Genomic DNA, 19,545 nt, shown 5'->3' on the forward strand with positions numbered 1-19,545 from the left:
AGTGGGCTGTGGCACAATTTGACTGTGCCGCAACACACCGCGAGTAGGGGTCCGGGTCGCCCGCCTGCAGCGAAGGCCGCCGAAACGCGGGAGCGCATCATAGGAGCCGCGCGCGAGGTCTTCAGCGAACTTGGGTACGACGCCGCCACGTTTCAGGCGATCGCCATCCGCGCGGGTTTGACCCGTCCGGCGATCAACCACTACTTCGCGAGTAAGCGGGTGCTGTGGGCCCAGGTTGTCGAGCAAACAGATGCGCTCGTAGTTAGCGCGGGCCAGGCGCGCGCGAAGTCCGAAACGAACCTGCTGAATCGGTTGTCCGCGTTCTTCACCGCGGCGATCCAGGCCGATTCCGAAGACCGTTCGGCGGCAGCCTTTCTCGTGACCTCGGTGCTGGAGTCGCAGCGGCATCCGGAACTGAGCGGCGACGAGCACGATTCGTTGCGCAATTCACGCGAGTTCATCGCGTGGGCGGTCGACGACGCAATCAAGACAGGTGAGCTCACTACCGACACGGACGTCAGCGACCTCGTCGAGATGCTGGTCGCGATGATGTGGGGTATCGGGTTCTACGCGGGTTTTGTCGGCGGTCACGACGAGCTCTCCGGGGTCGTGAAGAAGTTCGAGCTGCTGCTCGCCAACAAGCTCTGGCAACTGAGCGACTGAGTGTTGCATCTCCCACAGTTCGTATAGCTCGGCTAACTGTTTGTCTGTATCTGGCTAGCATGGCGCCATGGGCTCATTGCGCACGCACGACGACACCTGGGATATCGCGACCAGCGTCGGGTCGACGGCAGTCATGGTGGCGGCGGCCCGAGCCGGTGAGACCGCCAAGGCCGATCCTCTGATCCGCGATCCCTATGCCGAGATGCTGGTCGCCGGCGTCGGCCCGGGCGTATGGGACATCGTGCGCAGCGAGGAGTTCGCCGCAAAGGTCGCCGAGGCCGATGCCGAGGTCGGCGCGATCTTCGAGCACATGGGCAACTACCAGGCCGTGCGCACCCACTTCTTCGATGCGTTCTTCGCTTCCGCCACCGGAGGTGGCGATTCCACAGACGCCGCGACCGCAGGCATCCGCCAGGTCGTGATCCTGGCGTCGGGCCTGGACTCGCGGGCCTACCGGCTGGACTGGCCGGCCGACACCGTCGTCTACGAGATCGACCAGCCCAAGGTCCTCGAGTACAAGGCCGCGAGAATGGCTGAGCACGGCGTGCTGCCGTCGGCCAAGCGCAATGCGGTGGCCATCGACCTTCGGCTGGATTGGCCGAATGCCTTGCGCGAAGCCGGGTTCGATGCCGATGCTCCGACCGCATGGCTGGCCGAGGGCCTGTTGATGTACCTGCCTGCGCAAGCCCAGGACCGGTTGTTCGAGCAGATCACCGCGCTCAGTGCCCCTGACAGCCGCGTGGCCGCAGAGACCGTCGGCCACCGATCCGACGACCGGCGGGCCGAGTTCCGGGAGAAGTTCGATCGCATCGCCGCGCAGTTCGGGATGCAGGACGCGCCCGACGTCGCCGAGCTGATGTACAACGACCCCGACCGCGCTGACGTGGCCGAGTGGCTCAGCGCGCATGGATGGCAGGCGTCTTCTGTGACCTCTGCCGACGAGATGCGCCGGCTCGACCGGTGGGTGTTGCCGCCCGAGCAATCCGATGAAGACGCCTTCTCGTCGTTCGTCACCGGCGAGAAGTCGGGCTGACGGCCCGAACGGAGGACGGGAGGGGCAGAAAGTTGCCCCTTCAGCGCTGCCCAACCGGTTGGTTAGTATCGGGTGTTCCCAGGGTCAGGAAGGACACCCACCATGACCACCGAATTCGCCGCCGCTGAGGCCAAGGCCACCCCAGACATCCCCGGCACCGTCCGCAAGCTGCGGGAGACGTTCGCGTCCGGCCGGACCCGCAGCGTCGAGTGGCGCAAGCAGCAGCTGCTGGCGCTGGAGAAAATGATGAACGACAACGAGGGCGCCATCATGGAGGCCCTCGACAAAGACCTGGGCCGAGGCCCGTTCGAAGCCTGGCTGGCCGATATCGCCAGCACGGCGGGCGAGGCCAAGGATGCGGCGAAGAACGTCAAGAAGTGGATGCGCCGCAAGTACCGGCTGCTGGAGATGTCGCAGCTGCCCGGCCGCGGCTGGGTTGAATACGAGCCGTACGGCACCGTCCTGGTCATCGGCGCGTGGAACTTCCCGTTCGTCCTGACGCTCGGCCCCGCCGTCGGCGCCATCGCAGCGGGCAATACCGTGCTCATGAAACCGTCCGAGGTGTGCCCGGCGTCGTCGGCCCTGATGGCCGAGCTGGTGCCGCGGTATCTCGACAATGACGCGATCGCCGTCATCGAGGGCGACGCCGGCTGCAGCCAGGAACTCATCGCGCAGGGCTTCGACCACATCTGCTTCACCGGCGGCACCGAGATCGGCCGCAAGGTCTATGAGGCCGCCGCACCCCATCTGACACCGGTCACCCTCGAGCTCGGGGGAAAGAGCCCGGTGATCGTGGCCGCTGATGCGGACATCGAGGTCGCCGCCAAGCGCATCGCCTGGACCAAGCTGATCAACTCAGGTCAGATCTGCATCGCGCCGGACTACGTGCTCGCCGACGCCAAGATCCGCGACGAGCTCGTCGACAAGATCAAGGACGCCGTCGCGACATTCGAGGCGGACAACCCCGGCGGTAAGCGCATCGTGAATGAGCGCCACTTCGCCCGGCTCACCGCATCGCTGGCGGCCACCAAGGGCACTGTCGTCGCGGGCGGGGGTTCGGACGCGTCGACGATCAAGATCCAGCCCACCGTTGTGGTCGACCCCGACCCCGCCGAATCACTGATGACCGACGAGATCTTCGGCCCGATCCTGCCGATCATGACCGTGCAATCCCTCGACGACGCAATCAGTTTCGTGAATTCCCGGCCTAAGCCGCTGGCCGCTTACCTGTTCACGAAGACCAAGAGCATTCGCGAACGGGTGATCAAAGAGGTCGCGGCCGGCGGCATGGTGGTCAACCACCTGCTGTTCCATTTCGCCACCAACAAGCTCCCGTTCGGTGGTGTCGGCCCGTCGGGTATGGGCGCCTATCACGGCAAGTTCGGCTTCGAGCAGTTCAGCCACAAGAAGACCGTGATGACCAAGCCGACCCGACCCGATGTCGGCGCGTTCATCTACCCCCCGTATACAGAGAAGGCTTTGAAGCTCGCGAAACGGTTGTTCTGAGAAAGGAACCCCATGCCAGGAGTGCAGGATCGTGTCATCGTCGTCACCGGTGCCGGAGGCGGGCTCGGGCGAGAATATGCGTTGACCCTTGCCAGGGAGGGCGCCAGCGTCGTCGTCAACGATCTCGGCGGTTCGCGTGACGGCACCGGCGCCGGCCACAACATGGCCGACGAGGTCGTCAAGGAGATCAAGGACGCGGGCGGGCGCGCCGTGGCGAACTACGACTCGGTGGCCGAACAAGAGGGCGCCGAGAACATCATCAAGACCGCGATCGACGAGTTCGGCAAGGTCGACGGTGTGGTGAGCAACGCGGGCATCCTGCGCGACGGCACGTTCCACAAGATGGAGTTCGCGAACTGGGACGCCGTGCTCAAGGTGCACCTCTACGGCGGCTACAACGTGATCCGCGCGGCATGGCCGCACTTCCGCGAGAACAACTTTGGCCGCGTCGTCGTGGCCACCTCGACCAGCGGGCTCTTCGGCAACTTCGGTCAGGCCAACTACGGTGCGGCCAAGCTCGGCCTCGTCGGGCTGATCAACACGCTGGCCCAGGAGGGCGCGAAGTACAACATCAAGACGAACGCCGTGGCGCCCATCGCGGCCACCCGGATGACCCAGGACATCCTGCCGCCCGAGGTCTTCGAGAAGCTCACCCCCGAGTACGTCGCCCCGGTGGTCGCGTACCTGTGCACAGAGGAACTGCCCGAGACCGCATCGGTGTTCATCGTCGGCGGCGGCAAAGTGCAACGGGCAGCGCTGTTCCAGAACGAGGGCGTGACGTTCTCCGAGGTGCCTTCGGTCGAAGACGTGGCCGGTAAGTGGAGCGAGATCACCGATCTGTCGGCGGCGCAGCGCGCCACGTTCTCACTCGGCTAGAAAGTGAAGGCGCTTGTCGCGCAAAATCTTTCCGGTCCATCGGGGTTGGCCTACGTAGACGTAGACGAGGTTGTCCCCAGTGACGAGGTCGTGGTCGTCGACGTCGGTGCTGCCGGCGTGAGCTTCCCCGACCTGCTACTGCTGCGCGGCGAGTACCAGCTGCGGCTGGAGCCTCCGTTCATTCCCGGGATGGAGGCGGCGGGGGTAGTGGTGTCCGCGCCGTACGAATCGGAGTTCAAGCCCGGCCAGCGGGTGACCGCGCTGACGATGTTGGGTGCCTGGGCGCAACGCGTCGCCGTGCCGCCCGCCAACCTGCGGCCGACCCCCGACGATCTCGATGATGCTGAAGCCGTTGCGCTCCTGGGCAATTACCAGACGATGTACTTCGCGCTCGCCAAACGCGGAGCCCTGCGGGCCGGCGAAACAGTGCTGGTCCTCGGATCGGCCGGTGGTGTGGGCACGGCCGCCGTCCAGGTGGCGAAGGCGCTGGGCGCCAAGGTGATTGCGATGGTGCACCGGCCACACGGCACCGAGTTCGTGAAGTCACTGGGCGCCGACGTGGTGCTGCCGCTGACCGATGGGTGGTTGCAGACGGTCAAGGACCATACCGACGGCCGCGGTGTCGACCTGGTGGTCGATCCGGTCGGCGGTGAGGTGTTCGACGACGCGATCCGCGCGCTGGCCACCGAGGGCAGGCTCCTGGTACTCGGATTCGCCTCGGGCGGTGGGATTCCCATGGTCAAGGTGAACCGGCTGCTGTTGCGCAACGTCTCGGTCATCGGCGTGGGATACGGCGAGTACGTCAACCGCACCCCGGGCGCGCAGTCGCTCTTCGAGTTCGGCGTGGCCGAGCTGGTCCGGGCCGGTCTGCGACCTCCGCCGCCGGTGCGATTCCCGTTGGCCAACGGCGCCGAGGCACTGCAGAGCCTGGCCGACGGCGGTGTGCTCGGCAAGGTCGTGCTGGAACCGTGATGCCGAAGGCGTTGGCGTTCGACACGTTCGGCACCGTCGTCGACTGGCGTTCGAGCATCATCGCCGAGCTCGAGACATTCGGCGAAAGCCATGGCGTACAGGCAGATTGGGCTGCCATGGCCGACGGTTGGCGCAAAGGCTATTTGCCCGCGATGGATCGGGTGCGCCGCGGCGAGCTGCCGTGGACCAAGATCGACGTCCTGCACCGGATGATCCTCGACGAGCTACTGCGTGAGGCGGGCATCACCTCGGTCAGCGATGCCGACGTCGACCATCTCAACCGCGCGTGGCACCGGCTGGACCCGTGGCCCGACAGCGTCGCGGGCCTCACTCGGCTGAAGGAACGCTTCGTCATCACGACGCTGTCGAACGGCAACATGTCGCTGCTGACCAACATGGCCAAGCGCGCGGGGCTGCCGTGGGACTGCGTGATCTCCGCCGAGTTGTTCCGTCACTACAAACCCGATCCCGAGGCATACCTCGGTTGCGCCGGCCTACTCGACGTTGCTCCCGGTGAGCTGATGCTGGTCGCAGCGCATCCCGGCGACCTGCGGGCCGCGCGCGACGCGGGGCTGATGACCGCCTACGTCACCCGTCCGCTCGAATACGGTCCCAACCAGCGAGCACACAAGGTCACCGACGGTGAATTCGACTTCACGGCAACGGATTTTCTCGACCTCGCCGACCAACTCGACACCTGATCACCGCGGCGTAGCGTGGAGGGGTGACCGATCAGTTGCACACCGATCTCCCGCAGGCACTCCGCAGGGCGCTGGATCTTTTGTCGGATCCGCCCGCGAATCCCGACGTCAGCAAGGGCTATCTGGACCTGCTGACCGATGAGCTCGCGACGGGCACACCAAAGAACACCGGCCTGATTCAAGCCGCGTGGGCTTCGGGGATCGGCTCGATGCTCTACGACAACGCGCAGGCGCTGGCCCGCAGGGTGGCCGGCGTGTGGCGGCTTCCGGTCGAGTGGTTGAACATCCCGTCCGGCGGGGTGGCCCTGGACGTCGGCAGTGGTCCCGGCAATGTGACCGCACAACTGGGCGAGGCGGCAGGCCCGGAAGGCCTCGCGCTCGGTCTCGACATCTCCGAGCCGATGCTGGCCCGCGCGGTCGAAGCCCAAGCGGGCCCGAACGTCGGCTTCATGCGCGCGGACGCGCAGCGGCTTCCCCTGCGCGACGAGACGGTCGACGCGACCACGTCGCTGGCCGTGCTGCAGCTGATACCTGATCCGGCGCAGACGCTCGCCGAGATGGCCAGGGTGCTCAAGCCCGGCGGGCGGATGGCCATCATGGTGCCGACCGCCGGGAACCTCGGACCGCTGCTGCGTCTGCTGCCTGAGGGCCAGGCCAACTTCTTCGCCGAGGACGAGCTCGCCGACATCCTCGAGGGCCTCGGTATGGAAGGCGTACGGTCCAAGACCCTCGCAACATTCCAGTGGGTGCGCGCCAGAAAGCCCTGACCCGTTAAGTTCGTGTCGTGAGCACCGTCGGCATCATCCTCGTAGCGCTCGCCATCGCCGTCGGCATCGTCGGCATCGTGGTGCCGCTGCTGCCCGGCACGCTGCTGGTGTTCGCCGCGATCGCGGTCTGGGCCGTCGTCGAGAACAACCTCACGGGCTGGGTGACGCTCGGGGTGGTCACCGCGCTGCTCGGCGCGGCCACCCTGATCAAGTACACCTGGCCGGTCAAGCGGATGCGGGCCAACGACGTGCGCACGCTGAGCCTGGCGGCGGGTGCGGTGCTGGGCATCATCGGCTTCTTCGTGATCCCGGTGATCGGCCTGGTGATCGGCTTCGTGTTGGGCGTCTATCTGGCCGAGTTGTCCACCCGCGGCGACCAGCGGGCGGCGTGGACGTCGACCAAGCACGCCGTGAAGGGTGTCGCGCTGTCGATGGGTGTCGAACTCGCCGGGGCCCTGTTCGCCACGGTTGCGTGGGTGTTCGGGGTCTACCTAACCCAGTAGCGAGCGGCGCAACCGATCCAGTTGTGTCCCCGTAACACCCAGAGCCTCAAGGTAATTACCCAACGAGCCGTATTGGTCGTCGATGGTTTTCCTGGACGCGTCGAGGTACACCTCACGCACGCCCAGCACCTCTTCGGTGAGCCGGGCCTCCGCGAAGGTCACGATCTCGTCGGTGGTGTCCTCGGACCGATTGCGGATCGACTCGAGGATGCTCTCCCGAAGCCGGGGCACCGCGGCGTTACTGCGCAGGAAATCCGCCATGATCGCGTCGCGGTCGACGCCGACGGCCTCGAGCACGGTCGCGACGGTGAAACCGGTGCGGTCCTTGCCCGCGAAGCAATGCGTGATGACCGGCCGTTCCTCGGTCAGCATCGAAATGACCTGCCGCACAGCCAGTTGTGCGCCGGCCAGGGTCGGGAAGCGCTCGTATTCCTCGGTCATGAACCGGCCCGCGGCGACCGCGACGTCCTCGTCGTCGGGCTTTTCCGTCATCATCCGCTCGAAGCTCTGCTCGTGCGGCGCCTCGGCACCCGGTTTGGACAGTTCGTGGAACGGCAGCCGGTGAACCACGACGCCGCCGGGTACCCGGCCCTGTCCGCGACGTTCGACCTCACGGTCGGAGCGAAGGTCGGCGACGTCGGTGATGCCGAATCGGAGCAGCGCCTCCTGACCCGAATCGTCGAGCCCGCTCAACTCGCTGGACCGGAAGAACCTGCCCGGCCGGATGCCCGCCTCTTCGGCGATGTCACGGAAGTTCCATGCCCCTGACAGGGCGTCAGGGTTCGGGGTCACCGAGAAGACCCAGCGGTGACCGCCGCGGCGAAAGCCGACTTCTCCCTGCCGAGTTCGGCCCGCGCGATGGTCCGCATGTGGACCTCGTCCGGGCCGTCGAACAGGCGCATGGCCCGGTGCCAGCCGTAGAGCCGAGCCAGCACGGTGTCGTCGCTGACGCCCGCCGCGCCGTGCACCTGGATCGCGCGGTCGATGACGTTGCACGCCATCTGCGGGGCGACCGCCTTGATCATCGCGACCTCGTTGCGCGCCTCCTTGTTGCCCTTCTCGTCGATCACCCACGCTGCCTTGTGGCACAACAGCCGCGCCTGGTCGATCTCGTTGCGTGACAACGCCACCTGCTGTTGGACCACGCCCTGCTCGGCCAACGGCTTACCGAACGCGATGCGATTGTTCACCCGGTCGACCATCAGTGCCAGCGCCCGCTCGGCCACCCCGATGGCACGCATGCAGTGATGGATGCGGCCAGGCCCCAAGCGGGCCTGAGCAATCGCGAAACCGCTGCCCTCCTCGTGGAGCAGATTCGTCACCGGCACCCGTACGTTGTCGAAGCTGACCTCGCAGTGGCCGTGCTGGTCCTGCCACCCGAAAACCGGCAGCGACCGCTCGATCGACACACCCGGCGTATCGACGGGGACAAGAATCATCGACTGCTGCTGATGGCTGGCGGCATCAGGGTTGGTGCGGCCCATCACGATGAGGAGCTTGCAGCGGGGATCGGCTGCCCCGGATATCCACCATTTGCGGCCGTTGATCACGTAGTCGCCGCCGTCGCGCAGCATCGTGGTCTGGATGTTGCGGGCGTCGCTGGAGGCCACCGCGGGCTCCGTCATCGCGAACGCACTGCGGATCTCTCCGTTGAGCAGCGGCTCGAGCCACTGCTTGCTCTGCTCGGAGTTGGCGAACAGGTGCAGGGTTTCCATGTTGCCGGTGTCGGGGGCCGCGCAGTTGGTCACCTCGGGAGCGATCTCCATGCTCCAGCCGGTGAGCTCGGCCAGCGGCGCGTATTCGAGGTTCGTCAGCCCCGACTCGGCGGGCAGGAACAGGTTCCACAGCCCGCGTTCCTTGGCCAGCTTCTTGAGGTCCTCGATCACGGGCGGGACGGTGTGGTCGTCACGGCCCTTCTCGTGCCGGTAGGCCTCGTAGTCCTTCTCCGCGGGAAAGACGTACTCGATCATGAAATCGGAGAGCCGCTTGTGGTAGTCCTGCCCTTTGGCCGACATCGCGAAGTCCATGACAGTCACGATATGACACCCGTAAAAAACGGGAATCGCGGCAGTCCATGACACGTATAACAGGGCATGACCGAAAGCCGTCCGCCGCTCCCGCCCTTCACGCACGAGACCGCCGTCCAGAAGGTGCAAGCCGCCGAGGACGCCTGGAACACCCGCGACCCGGAGCGGGTCAGCTTGGCGTACACCCCGGACTCGCAGTGGCGCAACCGCGGCGTGCATGTCGTCGGACGCGCCGCGATCGTCGCGTTCCTGACCCAGAAGTGGCAACGCGAACTCGACTACGTCCTGCGCAAGAGCCTGTGGGACTTCCACGGCAATCGGATCGCGGTGCGGTTTCAGTACGAATGCCGCGACGCAGGCGGCCAGTGGTACCGCAGTTACGGCAATGAACTGTGGGAGTTCGATTCAGACGGTCTGTCCCCCGCAAGCGGGAGGTGCCCCCAGGCGCGCCGGGAGGCCAGCATCAACGACGTCAGGATCCAGGAGGCGGAGCGCCGGTACTTCGGTCCGCGACTGGAGTCCGAGCACGGGGTCGACATCCCGCTGTGGTGAGAGGACCGGCGGGGGTCTCTTGTGGAGGGTGGTCTTGAGTTAGTCGCCCGACGGGACGTCGATGACGAACCCTTCGCCGGCGGGGTAGCTGTGATGGCGGGGCATCACGATGACCGGAGGACGGGCGATGACGTTCGGGGTCGCGACGATGCCCGGTCGCGGCTCGGGGTGGTACGAGTACGTGCCCGCGTTGGCCATCCCGGCCAGGCCGAGGGCGGCGCCACCGAGAATGCCGGCGGAGACGACGGGAAGAGCGATGAAGCGGGCGAAGATTCGGGTGGTGGTCACGGGAGTTTCTTTCCTGTCTGGTCGAGGTCTTCGGTTTTCCCTTGCCGGCTGTTCCGGCGTTGGGATAACTATTGCCCGCTGCGACCCTGCAGTCTGTCCGCTGATCGACCTTTGACCTGGGGGAATCCGATGTCCCCCGATCGGGGGACGGCGACCGATGGAAGCGGCAGCGCGAAGAACCAGGGGATGTGGCGGATCGTTTTGGTGTTCATTGCAATCCTCCTGTGTCACTTGATGTTTGGTACTTCTTGCCGGCTTGTTCCGGCGATGACTCAAGAGTGCTTGCCCGCCGCGGATCTGTATGTCGCGTAAGAGAACGGCGGCGCGGATAAACCGCGTGTCATTCATTCGGATGAACAACGCAGGTGGCTGTGCGAAGCTGGCAGCTGTGTCGACGGGCCTGACCAGCGAAAAAGTGCGAGTCGTGGTGGGTGACGACCATCCGATGTTTCGCGACGGAGTCGTCCGTGCGCTGATATCCAGCGGGTCGATCGAGGTGGTCGCCGAGGCTGACGACGGTGTTTCGGCACTCGAGGCGATCCGTACGCATCAGCCGCAGGTCGCGTTGCTGGATTACCGCATGCCGGGGATGGACGGCGCCGAAGTCGCCGCCGCGGTGGTCCGCGACGAACTGCCGACCCGCGTCCTGCTGATCTCGGCGCACGACGAGTCGGCGATCGTCTTCCGTGCGCTACAGGAGGGTGCGGCCGGATTCCTGCCCAAGGAGTCGAGCCGCTCCGAACTCGTGAACGCGGTGCTGGACTGCGCGAAGGGCCGTGACGTCGTGGCACCCAGCCTCGCCGCCGGCCTGGCCGGTGAGATACGTAAACGCGCCGAACCCGAGGGACCGGTGCTCAGTCCGCGTGAACGCGAAGTACTCAAGCTGATCGCCGCGGGCAGCAGCATCCCCGCGATGGCCAAGGAATTGTTCCTCGCGCCGTCGACCGTCAAGACCCACGTGCAGCGCCTCTACGAGAAACTCGGCGTCAACGACCGCGCCGCCGCCGTGGCCGAGGCGATGCGCCGCAAACTGCTGGAATAGCTTTGCTCGACCGCATCGCCCGATACCTCGCCGCAGAACCCGTGCGCGTCAGCGCGTTCCTCCGGCTGCCGCTGATCGCGCTGATCGGGCTGCTGGTGTGGACGTGGGACGTCGACCACTGGCTGCCCGGCGTGTATGAGGTGGTGCTGGGGATCTACGCGGCCGCCGCCGTGGTGTGGCTCGTCGTGGTGCTGCGCGGTCCGGTGCCGCGCTGGGCGGACTGGACCTCGACGACCTTCGATGTCCTCGTCGCCGTGCTGCTGTGCCTGGTTTCCGGGGGAGCGACGGCGGCCCTGCTGCCGGTCTTCTTCCTGCTGCCGGTCGCGATCGCCTTCCAGGACCGGCCGTGGCGTACCGCGATCCTCGGCACCGGCACGGCGCTGTGCTATCTCGGGGTGTGGATCGTGTACTCCAAGCGCGACGACACCGTCGGCATGCCGGACATCGTCTACTCGCACTTCGGGTTTCTGCTCTGGGCGGCGGCGGCCACCACAGCGCTGTGTCTGGTTCTGGTGTCGCGACGAGCGCGTGTGACGAGGCTGCAGGAGGTCCGTCGGCAGCTGGTGTCCGAGGCGATGCAGGCCGATGAACGGCACAACCGGGAAGTCGCCGAGCATCTGCACGACGGCCCGCTGCAGACGTTGTTGGCGGCCCGCCTCGACCTCGACGAGGTTCGCGAGCGCACCGGCGATCCTGCGCTGGAGGCCGTGCACGCCGCGCTGCAGCAGACGGCCGCCGCGCTGCGGTCCACGGTGACCGAGCTGCACCCGCAGGTGCTTGCTCAGCTCGGGCTGACGGAGGCCGTGCGAGAACTGCTGCGGCAGTTCCAGGCTCGCTCCGATTGCACCGTGGAGGCCGACCTGGCGGACGTCGGAAAGCCCGAGTCGCAGCAGCTGCTGTACCGGGCGGCGCGAGAACTGCTCAACAACATCGGCAAGCACGCGCGCGCGAGCAATGTCCGGGTGAGTCTGTCGCGGCGCCGCGACAGGGTGGTGTTGACCATCACCGACGACGGGACGGGCTTCGACCCTGCGAGTGTCGAAAGCTATGTCGCCGACGGACATATCGGGCTCGGGTCGCTGCTGGCGCGGTTCGATGCGATGGGCGGTTCGATGGAGATCGACTCCGTGGCCGGTCACGGCACGCAGGTGATCGCGACATCGCCGCCGGAGCCGATCGGCTGAAAAAACGTTGGCGCGCAATGCAGCCCCAGCGGTAGCGTCCGACGGATGAAGTGGCGAATCAGCGTGATCGCGATCGTCGTCGTGGTCGCCGCGCTGGTGGTGAACGCATTCCTCGTAGCCAGGGCGACACGTCAGGCCCAGCCGTTCGACGGCGGGCGGGTCATCGAACTCGACGGCCCGGACCTCAACGTCAAGGAGTTCGGCCCGCCTGGCGATCGCGCGGTCGTTTTGTTGCACGGCTATTCGGCGTCGGTCCAGTGGTGGGATCGCGTCGCGGCGGCGTTGCCCGCGCAACGCGTGGTCGCCATCGATCTCGTCGGCCACGGCGGGTCAGAGGCTCCCCGCAACGCCGAGAGTTACCGGATCGAAAGCCAGGCCAACGCCGTGCGCAACGCGCTCGATGCGCTCGAGGTGCGCCACGCCGTACTGGTGGGACATTCGATGGGCGGGTCCGTGGCGCTGGCTCTCGCCGGGCAGGATCCCGAACGTGTTGAGCGAGTTGTGATCTCCGATACCCCCGCCGAAATGAGCCTCGCAGAGATGCCCGCGTTGGCCGGGTTGGCTTGCGCCCCGATCATTGGGCAGGCCATCGACAGGCTGCGCCCCGTGGATGCGATCAGCGACAGCGCGTTGCAGACGGGCTTTGCCACCGATTTCGCGGTGCCGCCGCTGGCTCACCGATCGCTGGAGCAGTTGACACATTCGGGGCTGTGTCATGCCCGCGGCCAGGACGGGGCGCCCGCGGCGGTGGACCGCATCGCCCGCCTCGAGCAGCCGGTGCTGGTCGTCTGGGGTGAGCGCGACGAGCTGACGCCCACGGCGGCGAACGTCGAGCGCTACCGCGGGGCGGGGCTGACGCCGGTCGTCATTCCAGGATCGGGGCACAGCCCGATGGTCGAGGCGCCAGGCGAATTCGTGAACGCCATAACCGAATTCATCCAATAGGTTGGTCCCTCGCGAATTGTGCGCCACCATGAAGCGATGGAGCCTACGCAATGGCAGCCTCCGCATGACCCTGCACAACCGTATCCACAGTATGGACCGGCCAACCACGGGTGGCCTTCGCCGCCGCCGCAGTGGTCGCCGTACGGCCCTCCCGCCGGGCCGTCAGCGGTGTGGGCCGTCCTGCTCTGGTGCGTGGCCGTCGTCAGCCTGATCGGCTCGCTGATCTTCGGTGGTATCGCGTATGCGGGCTACTGGTCCAGCGGCTATCTCGATTCCTATGGTGTGACGACCACTGCAACCGTCACCGATGTGGAGGTCTTCACCGACACCGTCACCGTCGAGTTCACCACCGACGGTGGCACACCCGTCAGCGCCGAGATCGTCTGGTTCACGGGCAACAACCCCGATGTCGGTGACGAAGTCGAGATCACGTACGACCCTTCTGACCCGTCGTACGCCATCGAGGCGGGTGGTGATTCGGAAATCGTCATGGCGATCGTCTTCATCATTGGCGCATTCTTGGGACTGGTCGTGATGGTGGGTGCGGTCATCGGCGCGGTGATCGTTCACCGGAGAAGAGGTAAGGCTCACGGGTAGGCCATCGCTTTCAACGTTGTGCAGCGAAAGTTCGAATGAATCCCTGAATTTCGTTGATTTCGATGACCGAACCGTGCCGATCGCGCTCAGTTCGTCAGGCCGCGCGCGATGACCAGTCGCTGAATCTGGTTGGTGCCCTCGAAGATCTGCATGATCTTGGCCTCTCGCATGTACCGCTCGACGCGATAGTCGCGCGTGTACCCGGCGCCACCGAACACCTGCACGGCATCGGTGGTCACCTTCATCGCCGCGTCCGTGGCGACCAACTTGGCCACACTGGCCTGCGCCGAGTACGGGAGGTTCAGATCGCGACGACGCGCGGCATCGAGGTACGTCGCCCGTGCGCTGACCACAGCCGCACTCATGTCCGCCAACAGGAATCCCAGCCCCTGATGGTCGATGATCTTGCGGCCGAACGTCGTTCGCTCGTTCGCATAACGCACCGCTTCGTCCAGCGCCGCCTGCGCCAGGCCGGTGGCCACCGCGGCGATGCCGAGCCGGCCCGAGTCCAACGCGCTGAACGCGATCTGCAGCCCCTGGCCATCGGCACCGATACGGCGGTCCGCGCCGATGTGCGCGTTGTCGTAGAACGCAGAGGTGGTCGGGACCGCATGCAGTCCCATCTTCTCCTCGGGCTTGCCGAAGCTGAGCCCGGGCAGATCGCCGGGTACCAGGAAACACGAGATGCCCCTTGACCCTTCGCCGGTCCGCGCGAACAACGTGTAGAAGTCGGCGACCCCGCCGTGGGTGATCCAGGACTTGGAACCGTTGAGCACGTAGCCAGGCGCCGTCGCGCCGTCGGAAGACACAGCGGCGCACCGCAGGGCCGCAGCATCGGAGCCGGCCTGCGGCTCCGACAGGCTGTACGCCCCGATCTGGCTGCCGGACAGCATGTCCGGAAGCCAGCGTTGCTTCTGTTCCTCGGTACCGAACATCAGCAACGGATGCGACGACAGGCTGTGCACGCTGACCGCCACCGCCACGGCCGCCCACCGCGCCGCCAGTTCCTCGAGCACCTGCAGGTACACCTCGAACGGTTGCCCGCCGCCACCCCACTCCTCGGGCTGCGGAAGGCTCAACAATCCCGCCGCGCCGAGGGCGGGGAACACGCCGTCGGGGTAGGTCTCGTCCTTCTCATGGGTGTCGACCACCGGATCGAGAACCTTGTCGGCGATCTCACGGGTGAGCGCGATCAGGTCACGGGCATCGTCGGTGGGCAACAACCTGTCGACCGGCATGAGTGCAGACTCTAGTGGCCGGCGGAAACCGATTCCGAGAGCGCGGCGTTGATGGCGTCCACCCGGTCCTTGGCGTCGCCGAACAGCATCTGGGTGTTCTCCCGGAAGAACAGCGGGTTCTGCACGCCCGCGTAGCCCGATGCCATCGACCGCTTGAACACGATGACGTTGTTGGCGTTCCAGACCGTGAGCACCGGCATACCGGCGATCGGGCTGCTCGGGTCCTCGGAGGCCGCCGGGTTGACGGTGTCGTTGGCGCCGATGACCAGTACGACGTCGGTGTCGCTGAAGTCGTCGTTGATCTCGTCCATCTCCAGCACGATGTCGTAGGGCACCTTGGCCTCGGCCAGCAGCACGTTCATGTGGCCGGGCAGGCGTCCCGCGACGGGGTGGATACCGAACCGGACATTGACGCCGCGGTCGCGCAGCTTGCGGGTCAGGTCCGCGACGCCGTACTGGGCTTGGGCGACGGCCATGCCGTAGCCGGGCGTGATGATCACGGAGTGCGCCGAGGCGAGCAGGTCGGCCGCGCTGTCGGCGTCGATCTCGCGGTGGGTGCCGTAGTCCTTGTCATCCGCCGGGCCGGCTTCGATACCGAAGCCGCCGGCGATCACCGAGATGAACGACCGGTTCATGGCCTTGCACATGATGTAGGACAGGTAGGCACCGGAGGAGCCGACCAGCGCGCCGGTCACGATGAGCAGATCGTTGGACAGCAGGAAGCCCGACGCCGCCGCGGCCCAGCCCGAATAGCTGTTGAGCATCGACACCACGACGGGCATGTCGCCGCCGCCGATCGACGCGACCAGATGCCAACCGAGCAGCAGAGCCAGCACCGTGACGACGATCAGCAGCCACAGCTGGGGGTCGATGACGAACCACACGGTGAGCGCGGCGAACACCACCAGGGCGCCGACGTTGAGCACGTTCTTGCCGGGCAGCATCATCGGCGCGGACTTGATCCGGGCCGACAATTTCAGGTTGGCGACGATCGAGCCGGTGAACGTCACCGCTCCGATGAAGACTCCGATGACGACCTCGGCGGAGTGAATGCCCAGCATTCCTTCGGTGCCGAGCTGCACCGCTTCAGCGCCGGTGGCATCACCCTCGACGTGCAGGTAGCCGTTCCAGCCGACCAGCACGGCGGCCAGGCCGACGAAGCTGTGCAGCAACGCGATGAGCTCGGGCATGCCGGTCATCTCGACGACCTTGGCGCGCCACAGACCGATCGCGGCACCGATGACCATCGCGCCGACGAGCAGGCCGAGGCCCAGCGGTTCGATGTGCCGCGCCAGCGCGAGCGCGATCGTCGCGAGTAGCGCGACGGCCATCCCGGCGATGCCGAAACTGTTACCGGCCCTTGATGTCTCGTGCCTGGACAGCCCGGCCAGCGCCAGGATGAACAACAGCGCGGCGACGACGTAGGCTGCGGTCGCGGCAGTCTCTATGGTGAACATGCGCTTAGCTCCTCGAGAACATCGCCAGCATGCGGCGGGTCACCGCGAAGCCACCGAAGACGTTGATGCTGGCCAGCAGGATCGCCAGAAATGCAAGGACGGTGATGACTGTGCCATTTCCCCTGTCACCGTGGCCGATCTGCAGCAGTGCGCCGACGACGATGATGCCCGAGATCGCGTTGGTCACCGACATCAGCGGCGTGTGCAGCGCGTGGTGCACGTTGCCGATCACGTAGTAGCCGATGACGATCGCCAGCGCGAACACCGTCAGGTGTACCTGCAGCGCGGCGGGGGACAGTGCGATGAGGGCGAACAGCACCGCGGCGGCGGCGAAGGTGATGCCCAGCCGGCGTCGGGTCGACATCGGAGTCTTGGCGGGTTTGTGCTCGACCGGGGCGGCAGCGGCAGCCGCGGGCGCCGCGGACACCTGCACCGGTGGCGGCGGCCACGTCGTCTCACCGTCGCGGACCACGGTGACCGACCGCTGAACGACATCGTCGAAGTCCAGGGTGAGCTGTCCGTCCTTCTCCGGGGTGAGCAGCTTGAGCAGGTTCACCAGGTTGGTGCCGTAGAGCTGCGACGCGGTGGCGGGCAGACGCCCCGCCAGATCGGTGTAGCCGATGATCGTCACGCCGTGGTCGGTGACGATCGCCTGATCCTTGACGGTGCCCTCGACGTTGCCGCCGTTGGCGGCGGCCATGTCGACGAGCACACTGCCCGGCTTCATCGACGCGACCATGTCGGCGGTGATGATGCGCGGCGCGGGCTTACCAGGGATCAGCGCGGTGGTGATGATGATGTCGACCTCTTTGGCCAACTCGGCGTACAGGGCGGCCTCGCGGGCTTTGTAGTCGTCGCCCATCTCCTTGGCGTAGCCGGTCGCCGAGACCTCGGCCGTCTCCGGATCGACGGGCATGTACTCGCCGCCGAGGGAGCGCACCTGATCGGCGACCTCGGGCCGCGGGTCGGTGGCCTTGACGACCGCACCGAGGCTGCCGGCCGCGCCGACGGCGGCCAGGCCGGCGACACCCGCGCCGACCACGAGCACCCTGGCCGGCGGCACCTTGCCCGCCGCGGTCACCTGCCCGGTGAAGAACCTGCCGAAGCTGTGCGCGGCCTCGACGACCGCGCGGTACCCCGCGATGTTCGCCATCGACGACAGCACGTCCAGGGACTGCGCTCGCGAGATACGTGGCACGGCGTCCATCGCCAGCACGGTGATGGGGCGGGCGGACAGCTTCTCGACCAGTTCCGGGTTCAGCGCCGGGGAGATCAGGCTGACCAGTGTCGCGCCGTCACGTACCTTGGCGATCTCATCGTCGGAGGGGGCGTTGACCTTGAGGACGACGTCGGCCGCCCAGGGGTCACCCACACTGGCGCCGGCCTCCACGTAGGCCGCATCGGCAAAGCTGGAGGCAGCGCCTGCGCCCGACTCGACGACGACCGTGTAGCCCAGTTTGAGCAGTTGTCCGACGGTTTGCGGCGTAGCGGCAACCCGCGTCTCACCCGCCAGGGATTCGCGCGGTATCCCGATAATCATCCGAAAAGTCTCCCATCCGCCTCTTGGCGACGTTGTGCCCCTCCGCCGGTAAGCGGCTTACCCCGATTCGCAGCTGAGGCGAGCTCCCGAGGTCCACGTAAGGTTCGCGGTGATGACCGAGTCCAGACCGCCCGCCGCTGCGCTGCTGGTTCGCGCCGGCGGGGTGCGCGGGCTGGTGTACACGGCGCTACCGGTCACCACGTTCGCGGTGACGAACTCGGTGACCGGTTTGCGTCCGGCGCTCATCGCCGCGATCACCGTCGCGTCGCTCATTTTGGCGTGGCAGCTGTTCCGGAGGGAGTCCACCCGGCCCGCGATATTGGGATTCGCGGGCATCGCGGTGTGCGCGGCGTTCGCCTTGATCACCGGAAGGGCCAAGGACTTCTATCTGCCCGGCATCTGGATGTATCTCGGGTTGGCGCTCGCCTTCACCTTTTCGATCGTGATCCGCAGACCACTCGTCGGTGTCGGGTGGGCATGGATGACGGGTCGCGACGACACGTGGCGTCGAGTTCCGAAGGTTCGACTGGCGTTCGACATAGCCACCGCCGTGATGGCGACGGCATCGTGGTCACGCTTTCTGGTGCAGAACTACCTGTATGACACGGATCAGGAGGGGCTACTGGCGGCGGCGCGTATCGCGATGGGCTGGCCGATATTCGTGGTCACCTCGTCGGTGATCTATCTCGCCGTCCGGGTGAGCATCCGGGCTCTCCCTCGCGCGAGCGAGGCGTAGACGGGGGTTAGACGGGGGGATAGGCAGGCGGCGGATATACGCCACGCAGAATCCAGGCGAACCAGTTCGCGCCGTATTCCAGCTCGTCGCTCGCGTCATAATCGGGATTGGGATCCACGTCATCACCTCTCGTGTCGCGGCTGGTTCTCGCCCGAGTCTAGACCTGCCGCCGAACTGGCGACACCCTCAACGCATAAACTAGCCAACCAGTTGATTGATACCCCGGATCCGCTCCGGGCCTGCATATAGTGAGTCGCCATGCCAGCCTCGTCACCGGAAGCCTCGAACGGGATGTCACGTCGCGAGGAATTGCTGGCCGTCGCCACCAAGCTGTTCGCCGCTCGTGGGTATCACGGCACCCGGATGGACGACGTCGCCGACGCCGTCGGCCTGAACAAGGCCACGGTGTACCACTACTACGCCAGCAAAGCGCTGATCCTCTACGACATCTACAAGGGCGCTGCCGACTTCACCGTCGATGCCCTGCACGACGACCCGACCGCGTCGGCCAGGGAGACCATCTACCACTTCACCCGTCGGCTGCTGGTCGGCATCGCCAGCGACATCGAGCGCGCGGCGGTTTACTTTCAGGAAGGCCCCTACATCACGGAGTGGTTCACCGAAGAGCAGGTGGCTTACATCAGGGAGAAGGAAACCCAGGTCTACGAGCACGTGCGTGACGTCATCGACCGCGGCATCGCCAGCGGCGAGTTCTACGACTGTGACAGCCACGTTCTGGCCCTCGGCTACATCGGGATGACGCTGGGGTCCTACCGCTGGCTGCGGCCGCACGGTCGGCGCACCGCGCAGGAGATCGCCGTCGAGTTCAGTACCGCGCTGTTGCGCGGATTGATCCGCGACGAAACGGTGCGAGAGTCCGAGCCGCTGGGTGTGAACATCAGCGCAGCCAACTAGCCG

At 66.3% G+C, this 19,545-nt stretch carries 21 protein-coding genes and 1 pseudogene; 15 read left to right on the top strand and 7 right to left on the bottom strand.

Going from position 1 to position 19,545, the window contains the following annotated elements:
• Window positions 1-24 precede the first annotated feature (24 nt).
• The 8 genes from M1248_RS15880 (at window position 25) to M1248_RS15915 (ending at window position 7,021) form a co-directional block, all read left to right on the top strand.
• Complete coding sequence (locus M1248_RS15880; RefSeq protein ID WP_174262137.1) at window positions 25-663, top strand: TetR/AcrR family transcriptional regulator; 639 nt, start codon at window positions 25-27, stop codon at window positions 661-663.
• A gap of 67 nt (window positions 664-730) precedes the next feature.
• Window positions 731-1,696 (top strand): class I SAM-dependent methyltransferase, encoded by a 966-nt coding sequence (locus M1248_RS15885; RefSeq protein WP_317149004.1) that lies wholly within the window; start codon window positions 731-733, stop codon window positions 1,694-1,696.
• Between the two features lie 102 nt (window positions 1,697-1,798).
• Window positions 1,799-3,202, top strand: a complete 1,404-nt coding sequence (locus tag M1248_RS15890) for an aldehyde dehydrogenase family protein (RefSeq protein WP_317149005.1) — start codon at window positions 1,799-1,801, stop codon at window positions 3,200-3,202.
• Window positions 3,203-3,214: 12 nt separating this feature from the next.
• The gene (locus tag M1248_RS15895; protein WP_163733330.1) at window positions 3,215-4,078 is read left to right on the top strand and encodes an SDR family oxidoreductase; all 864 of its coding nucleotides are present in this window, start codon (window positions 3,215-3,217) and stop codon (window positions 4,076-4,078) included.
• 3 nt (window positions 4,079-4,081) lie between these two features.
• Complete coding sequence (locus M1248_RS15900; protein WP_317149006.1) at window positions 4,082-5,050, top strand: NADPH:quinone oxidoreductase family protein; 969 nt, start codon at window positions 4,082-4,084, stop codon at window positions 5,048-5,050.
• Complete coding sequence (locus tag M1248_RS15905; protein ID WP_317149007.1) at window positions 5,050-5,751, top strand: haloacid dehalogenase type II; 702 nt, start codon at window positions 5,050-5,052, stop codon at window positions 5,749-5,751. The genes M1248_RS15900 and M1248_RS15905 overlap by 1 nt, the downstream gene beginning before the upstream one ends.
• Before the next feature lie 23 nt (window positions 5,752-5,774).
• A complete protein-coding gene (locus M1248_RS15910) occupies window positions 5,775-6,518 on the top strand; it encodes a methyltransferase domain-containing protein (protein WP_163733340.1) in 744 nt (247 codons plus the stop codon).
• Between the two features lie 17 nt (window positions 6,519-6,535).
• Entirely contained in the window at window positions 6,536-7,021 is a 486-nt protein-coding gene (locus tag M1248_RS15915; RefSeq protein WP_163733343.1) for a DUF456 domain-containing protein, read from the top strand.
• Here the strand turns inward: M1248_RS15915 and M1248_RS15920 are convergent.
• Window positions 7,010-7,813: a tyrosine-protein phosphatase gene (locus M1248_RS15920; RefSeq protein ID WP_163733346.1), complete on the bottom strand. Its 804-nt coding sequence runs from the start codon at window positions 7,811-7,813 to the stop codon at window positions 7,010-7,012. The genes M1248_RS15915 and M1248_RS15920 overlap by 12 nt on opposite strands.
• Window positions 7,810-9,036 (bottom strand): acyl-CoA dehydrogenase family protein, encoded by a 1,227-nt coding sequence (locus tag M1248_RS15925; RefSeq protein WP_317149101.1) that lies wholly within the window; start codon window positions 9,034-9,036, stop codon window positions 7,810-7,812. Before M1248_RS15925 ends, M1248_RS15920 begins: the two co-directional genes overlap by 4 nt.
• 78 nt (window positions 9,037-9,114) lie before the next feature.
• Between M1248_RS15925 and M1248_RS15930 the strand changes: the two genes are divergently transcribed.
• Window positions 9,115-9,600, top strand: a complete 486-nt coding sequence (locus M1248_RS15930; protein ID WP_317149008.1) for a nuclear transport factor 2 family protein — start codon at window positions 9,115-9,117, stop codon at window positions 9,598-9,600.
• Between the two features lie 39 nt (window positions 9,601-9,639).
• Here the strand turns inward: M1248_RS15930 and M1248_RS15935 are convergent, their stop codons facing one another.
• Window positions 9,640-9,888 (bottom strand): hypothetical protein, encoded by a 249-nt coding sequence (locus tag M1248_RS15935; protein ID WP_163733352.1) that lies wholly within the window; start codon window positions 9,886-9,888, stop codon window positions 9,640-9,642.
• A gap of 352 nt (window positions 9,889-10,240) precedes the next feature.
• Here M1248_RS15935 and M1248_RS15940 point away from each other — a divergent pair, with 352 nt between their 5' ends.
• The 4 genes from M1248_RS15940 to M1248_RS15955 are packed head-to-tail and all read left to right on the top strand — an operon-like array spanning window position 10,241 to window position 13,656.
• Window positions 10,241-10,930 carry a response regulator transcription factor gene (locus M1248_RS15940; protein WP_317149102.1) on the top strand — a complete coding sequence of 230 codons (690 nt, stop codon included), beginning with the start codon at window positions 10,241-10,243 and terminating at the stop codon, window positions 10,928-10,930.
• Between the two features lie 2 nt (window positions 10,931-10,932).
• Entirely contained in the window at window positions 10,933-12,114 is a 1,182-nt protein-coding gene (locus M1248_RS15945; RefSeq protein ID WP_317149009.1) for a sensor histidine kinase, read from the top strand.
• 45 nt (window positions 12,115-12,159) lie between these two features.
• A complete protein-coding gene (locus tag M1248_RS15950; RefSeq protein WP_163733360.1) occupies window positions 12,160-13,059 on the top strand; it encodes an alpha/beta fold hydrolase in 900 nt (299 codons plus the stop codon).
• Window positions 13,060-13,095: 36 nt separating this feature from the next.
• Window positions 13,096-13,656 carry a DUF3592 domain-containing protein gene (locus M1248_RS15955; protein ID WP_317149010.1) on the top strand — a complete coding sequence of 187 codons (561 nt, stop codon included), beginning with the start codon at window positions 13,096-13,098 and terminating at the stop codon, window positions 13,654-13,656.
• Window positions 13,657-13,742: 86 nt separating this feature from the next.
• On the opposite strand, the gene M1248_RS15960 is transcribed toward M1248_RS15955, so the two are convergent.
• The 3 genes from M1248_RS15960 to M1248_RS15970 are packed head-to-tail and all read right to left on the bottom strand — an operon-like array spanning window position 13,743 to window position 17,891.
• Entirely contained in the window at window positions 13,743-14,894 is a 1,152-nt protein-coding gene (locus M1248_RS15960) for an acyl-CoA dehydrogenase family protein (RefSeq protein ID WP_317149011.1), read from the bottom strand.
• An 11-nt stretch (window positions 14,895-14,905) separates the two neighbouring features.
• Window positions 14,906-16,351, bottom strand: a complete 1,446-nt coding sequence (pntB, locus tag M1248_RS15965; protein WP_317149012.1) for a Re/Si-specific NAD(P)(+) transhydrogenase subunit beta — start codon at window positions 16,349-16,351, stop codon at window positions 14,906-14,908.
• A gap of 4 nt (window positions 16,352-16,355) precedes the next feature.
• On the bottom strand, window positions 16,356-17,891 hold the full coding sequence (locus tag M1248_RS15970) for a Re/Si-specific NAD(P)(+) transhydrogenase subunit alpha (RefSeq protein ID WP_317149013.1): 1,536 nt from the start codon (window positions 17,889-17,891) through the stop codon (window positions 16,356-16,358).
• 112 nt (window positions 17,892-18,003) lie between these two features.
• On the opposite strand from M1248_RS15970, the gene M1248_RS15975 reads away from it, so the two are divergent.
• Complete coding sequence (locus M1248_RS15975; RefSeq protein ID WP_317149014.1) at window positions 18,004-18,627, top strand: DUF3159 domain-containing protein; 624 nt, start codon at window positions 18,004-18,006, stop codon at window positions 18,625-18,627.
• A gap of 7 nt (window positions 18,628-18,634) precedes the next feature.
• On the opposite strand, the pseudogene M1248_RS15980 reads toward M1248_RS15975, so the two are convergent.
• Window positions 18,635-18,745 (bottom strand): annotated as a pseudogene (locus M1248_RS15980) (CAP domain-containing protein); the annotation flags it as partial.
• 140 nt (window positions 18,746-18,885) lie between these two features.
• On the opposite strand from M1248_RS15980, the gene M1248_RS15985 reads away from it, so the two are divergent.
• Window positions 18,886-19,542 (top strand): TetR/AcrR family transcriptional regulator, encoded by a 657-nt coding sequence (locus M1248_RS15985; protein WP_083128270.1) that lies wholly within the window; start codon window positions 18,886-18,888, stop codon window positions 19,540-19,542.
• Window positions 19,543-19,545 lie beyond the last annotated feature (3 nt).

It is taken from the genome of Mycobacterium sp. 29Ha (assembly GCF_032883055.1).
Taxonomy (GTDB): domain Bacteria; phylum Actinomycetota; class Actinomycetes; order Mycobacteriales; family Mycobacteriaceae; genus Mycobacterium; species Mycobacterium gallinarum.

Bases quoted from the DNA above. Each gene is read 5' to 3' on its own strand.
- M1248_RS15885 (WP_317149004.1), top strand. From the start codon at position 731: ATGGGCTCATTGCGCACGCACGACGACACCTGGGATATCGCGACCAGC.
- M1248_RS15890 (WP_317149005.1), top strand. From the start codon at position 1,799: ATGACCACCGAATTCGCCGCCGCTGAGGCCAAGGCCACCCCAGACATC.
- M1248_RS15895 (WP_163733330.1), top strand. From the start codon at position 3,215: ATGCCAGGAGTGCAGGATCGTGTCATCGTCGTCACCGGTGCCGGAGGC.
- M1248_RS15905 (WP_317149007.1), top strand. From the start codon at position 5,050: ATGCCGAAGGCGTTGGCGTTCGACACGTTCGGCACCGTCGTCGACTGG.
- M1248_RS15925 (WP_317149101.1), bottom strand. From the start codon at position 9,036: ATGTCGGCCAAAGGGCAGGACTACCACAAGCGGCTCTCCGATTTCATG.
- M1248_RS15930 (WP_317149008.1), top strand. From the start codon at position 9,115: ATGACCGAAAGCCGTCCGCCGCTCCCGCCCTTCACGCACGAGACCGCC.
- M1248_RS15940 (WP_317149102.1), top strand. From the start codon at position 10,241: ATGAACAACGCAGGTGGCTGTGCGAAGCTGGCAGCTGTGTCGACGGGC.
- M1248_RS15950 (WP_163733360.1), top strand. From the start codon at position 12,160: ATGAAGTGGCGAATCAGCGTGATCGCGATCGTCGTCGTGGTCGCCGCG.
- M1248_RS15955 (WP_317149010.1), top strand. From the start codon at position 13,096: ATGGAGCCTACGCAATGGCAGCCTCCGCATGACCCTGCACAACCGTAT.
- M1248_RS15960 (WP_317149011.1), bottom strand. From the start codon at position 14,894: ATGCCGGTCGACAGGTTGTTGCCCACCGACGATGCCCGTGACCTGATC.
- pntB (WP_317149012.1), bottom strand. From the start codon at position 16,351: ATGTTCACCATAGAGACTGCCGCGACCGCAGCCTACGTCGTCGCCGCG.
- M1248_RS15970 (WP_317149013.1), bottom strand. From the start codon at position 17,891: ATGATTATCGGGATACCGCGCGAATCCCTGGCGGGTGAGACGCGGGTT.
- M1248_RS15975 (WP_317149014.1), top strand. From the start codon at position 18,004: ATGACCGAGTCCAGACCGCCCGCCGCTGCGCTGCTGGTTCGCGCCGGC.
- M1248_RS15985 (WP_083128270.1), top strand. From the start codon at position 18,886: ATGCCAGCCTCGTCACCGGAAGCCTCGAACGGGATGTCACGTCGCGAG.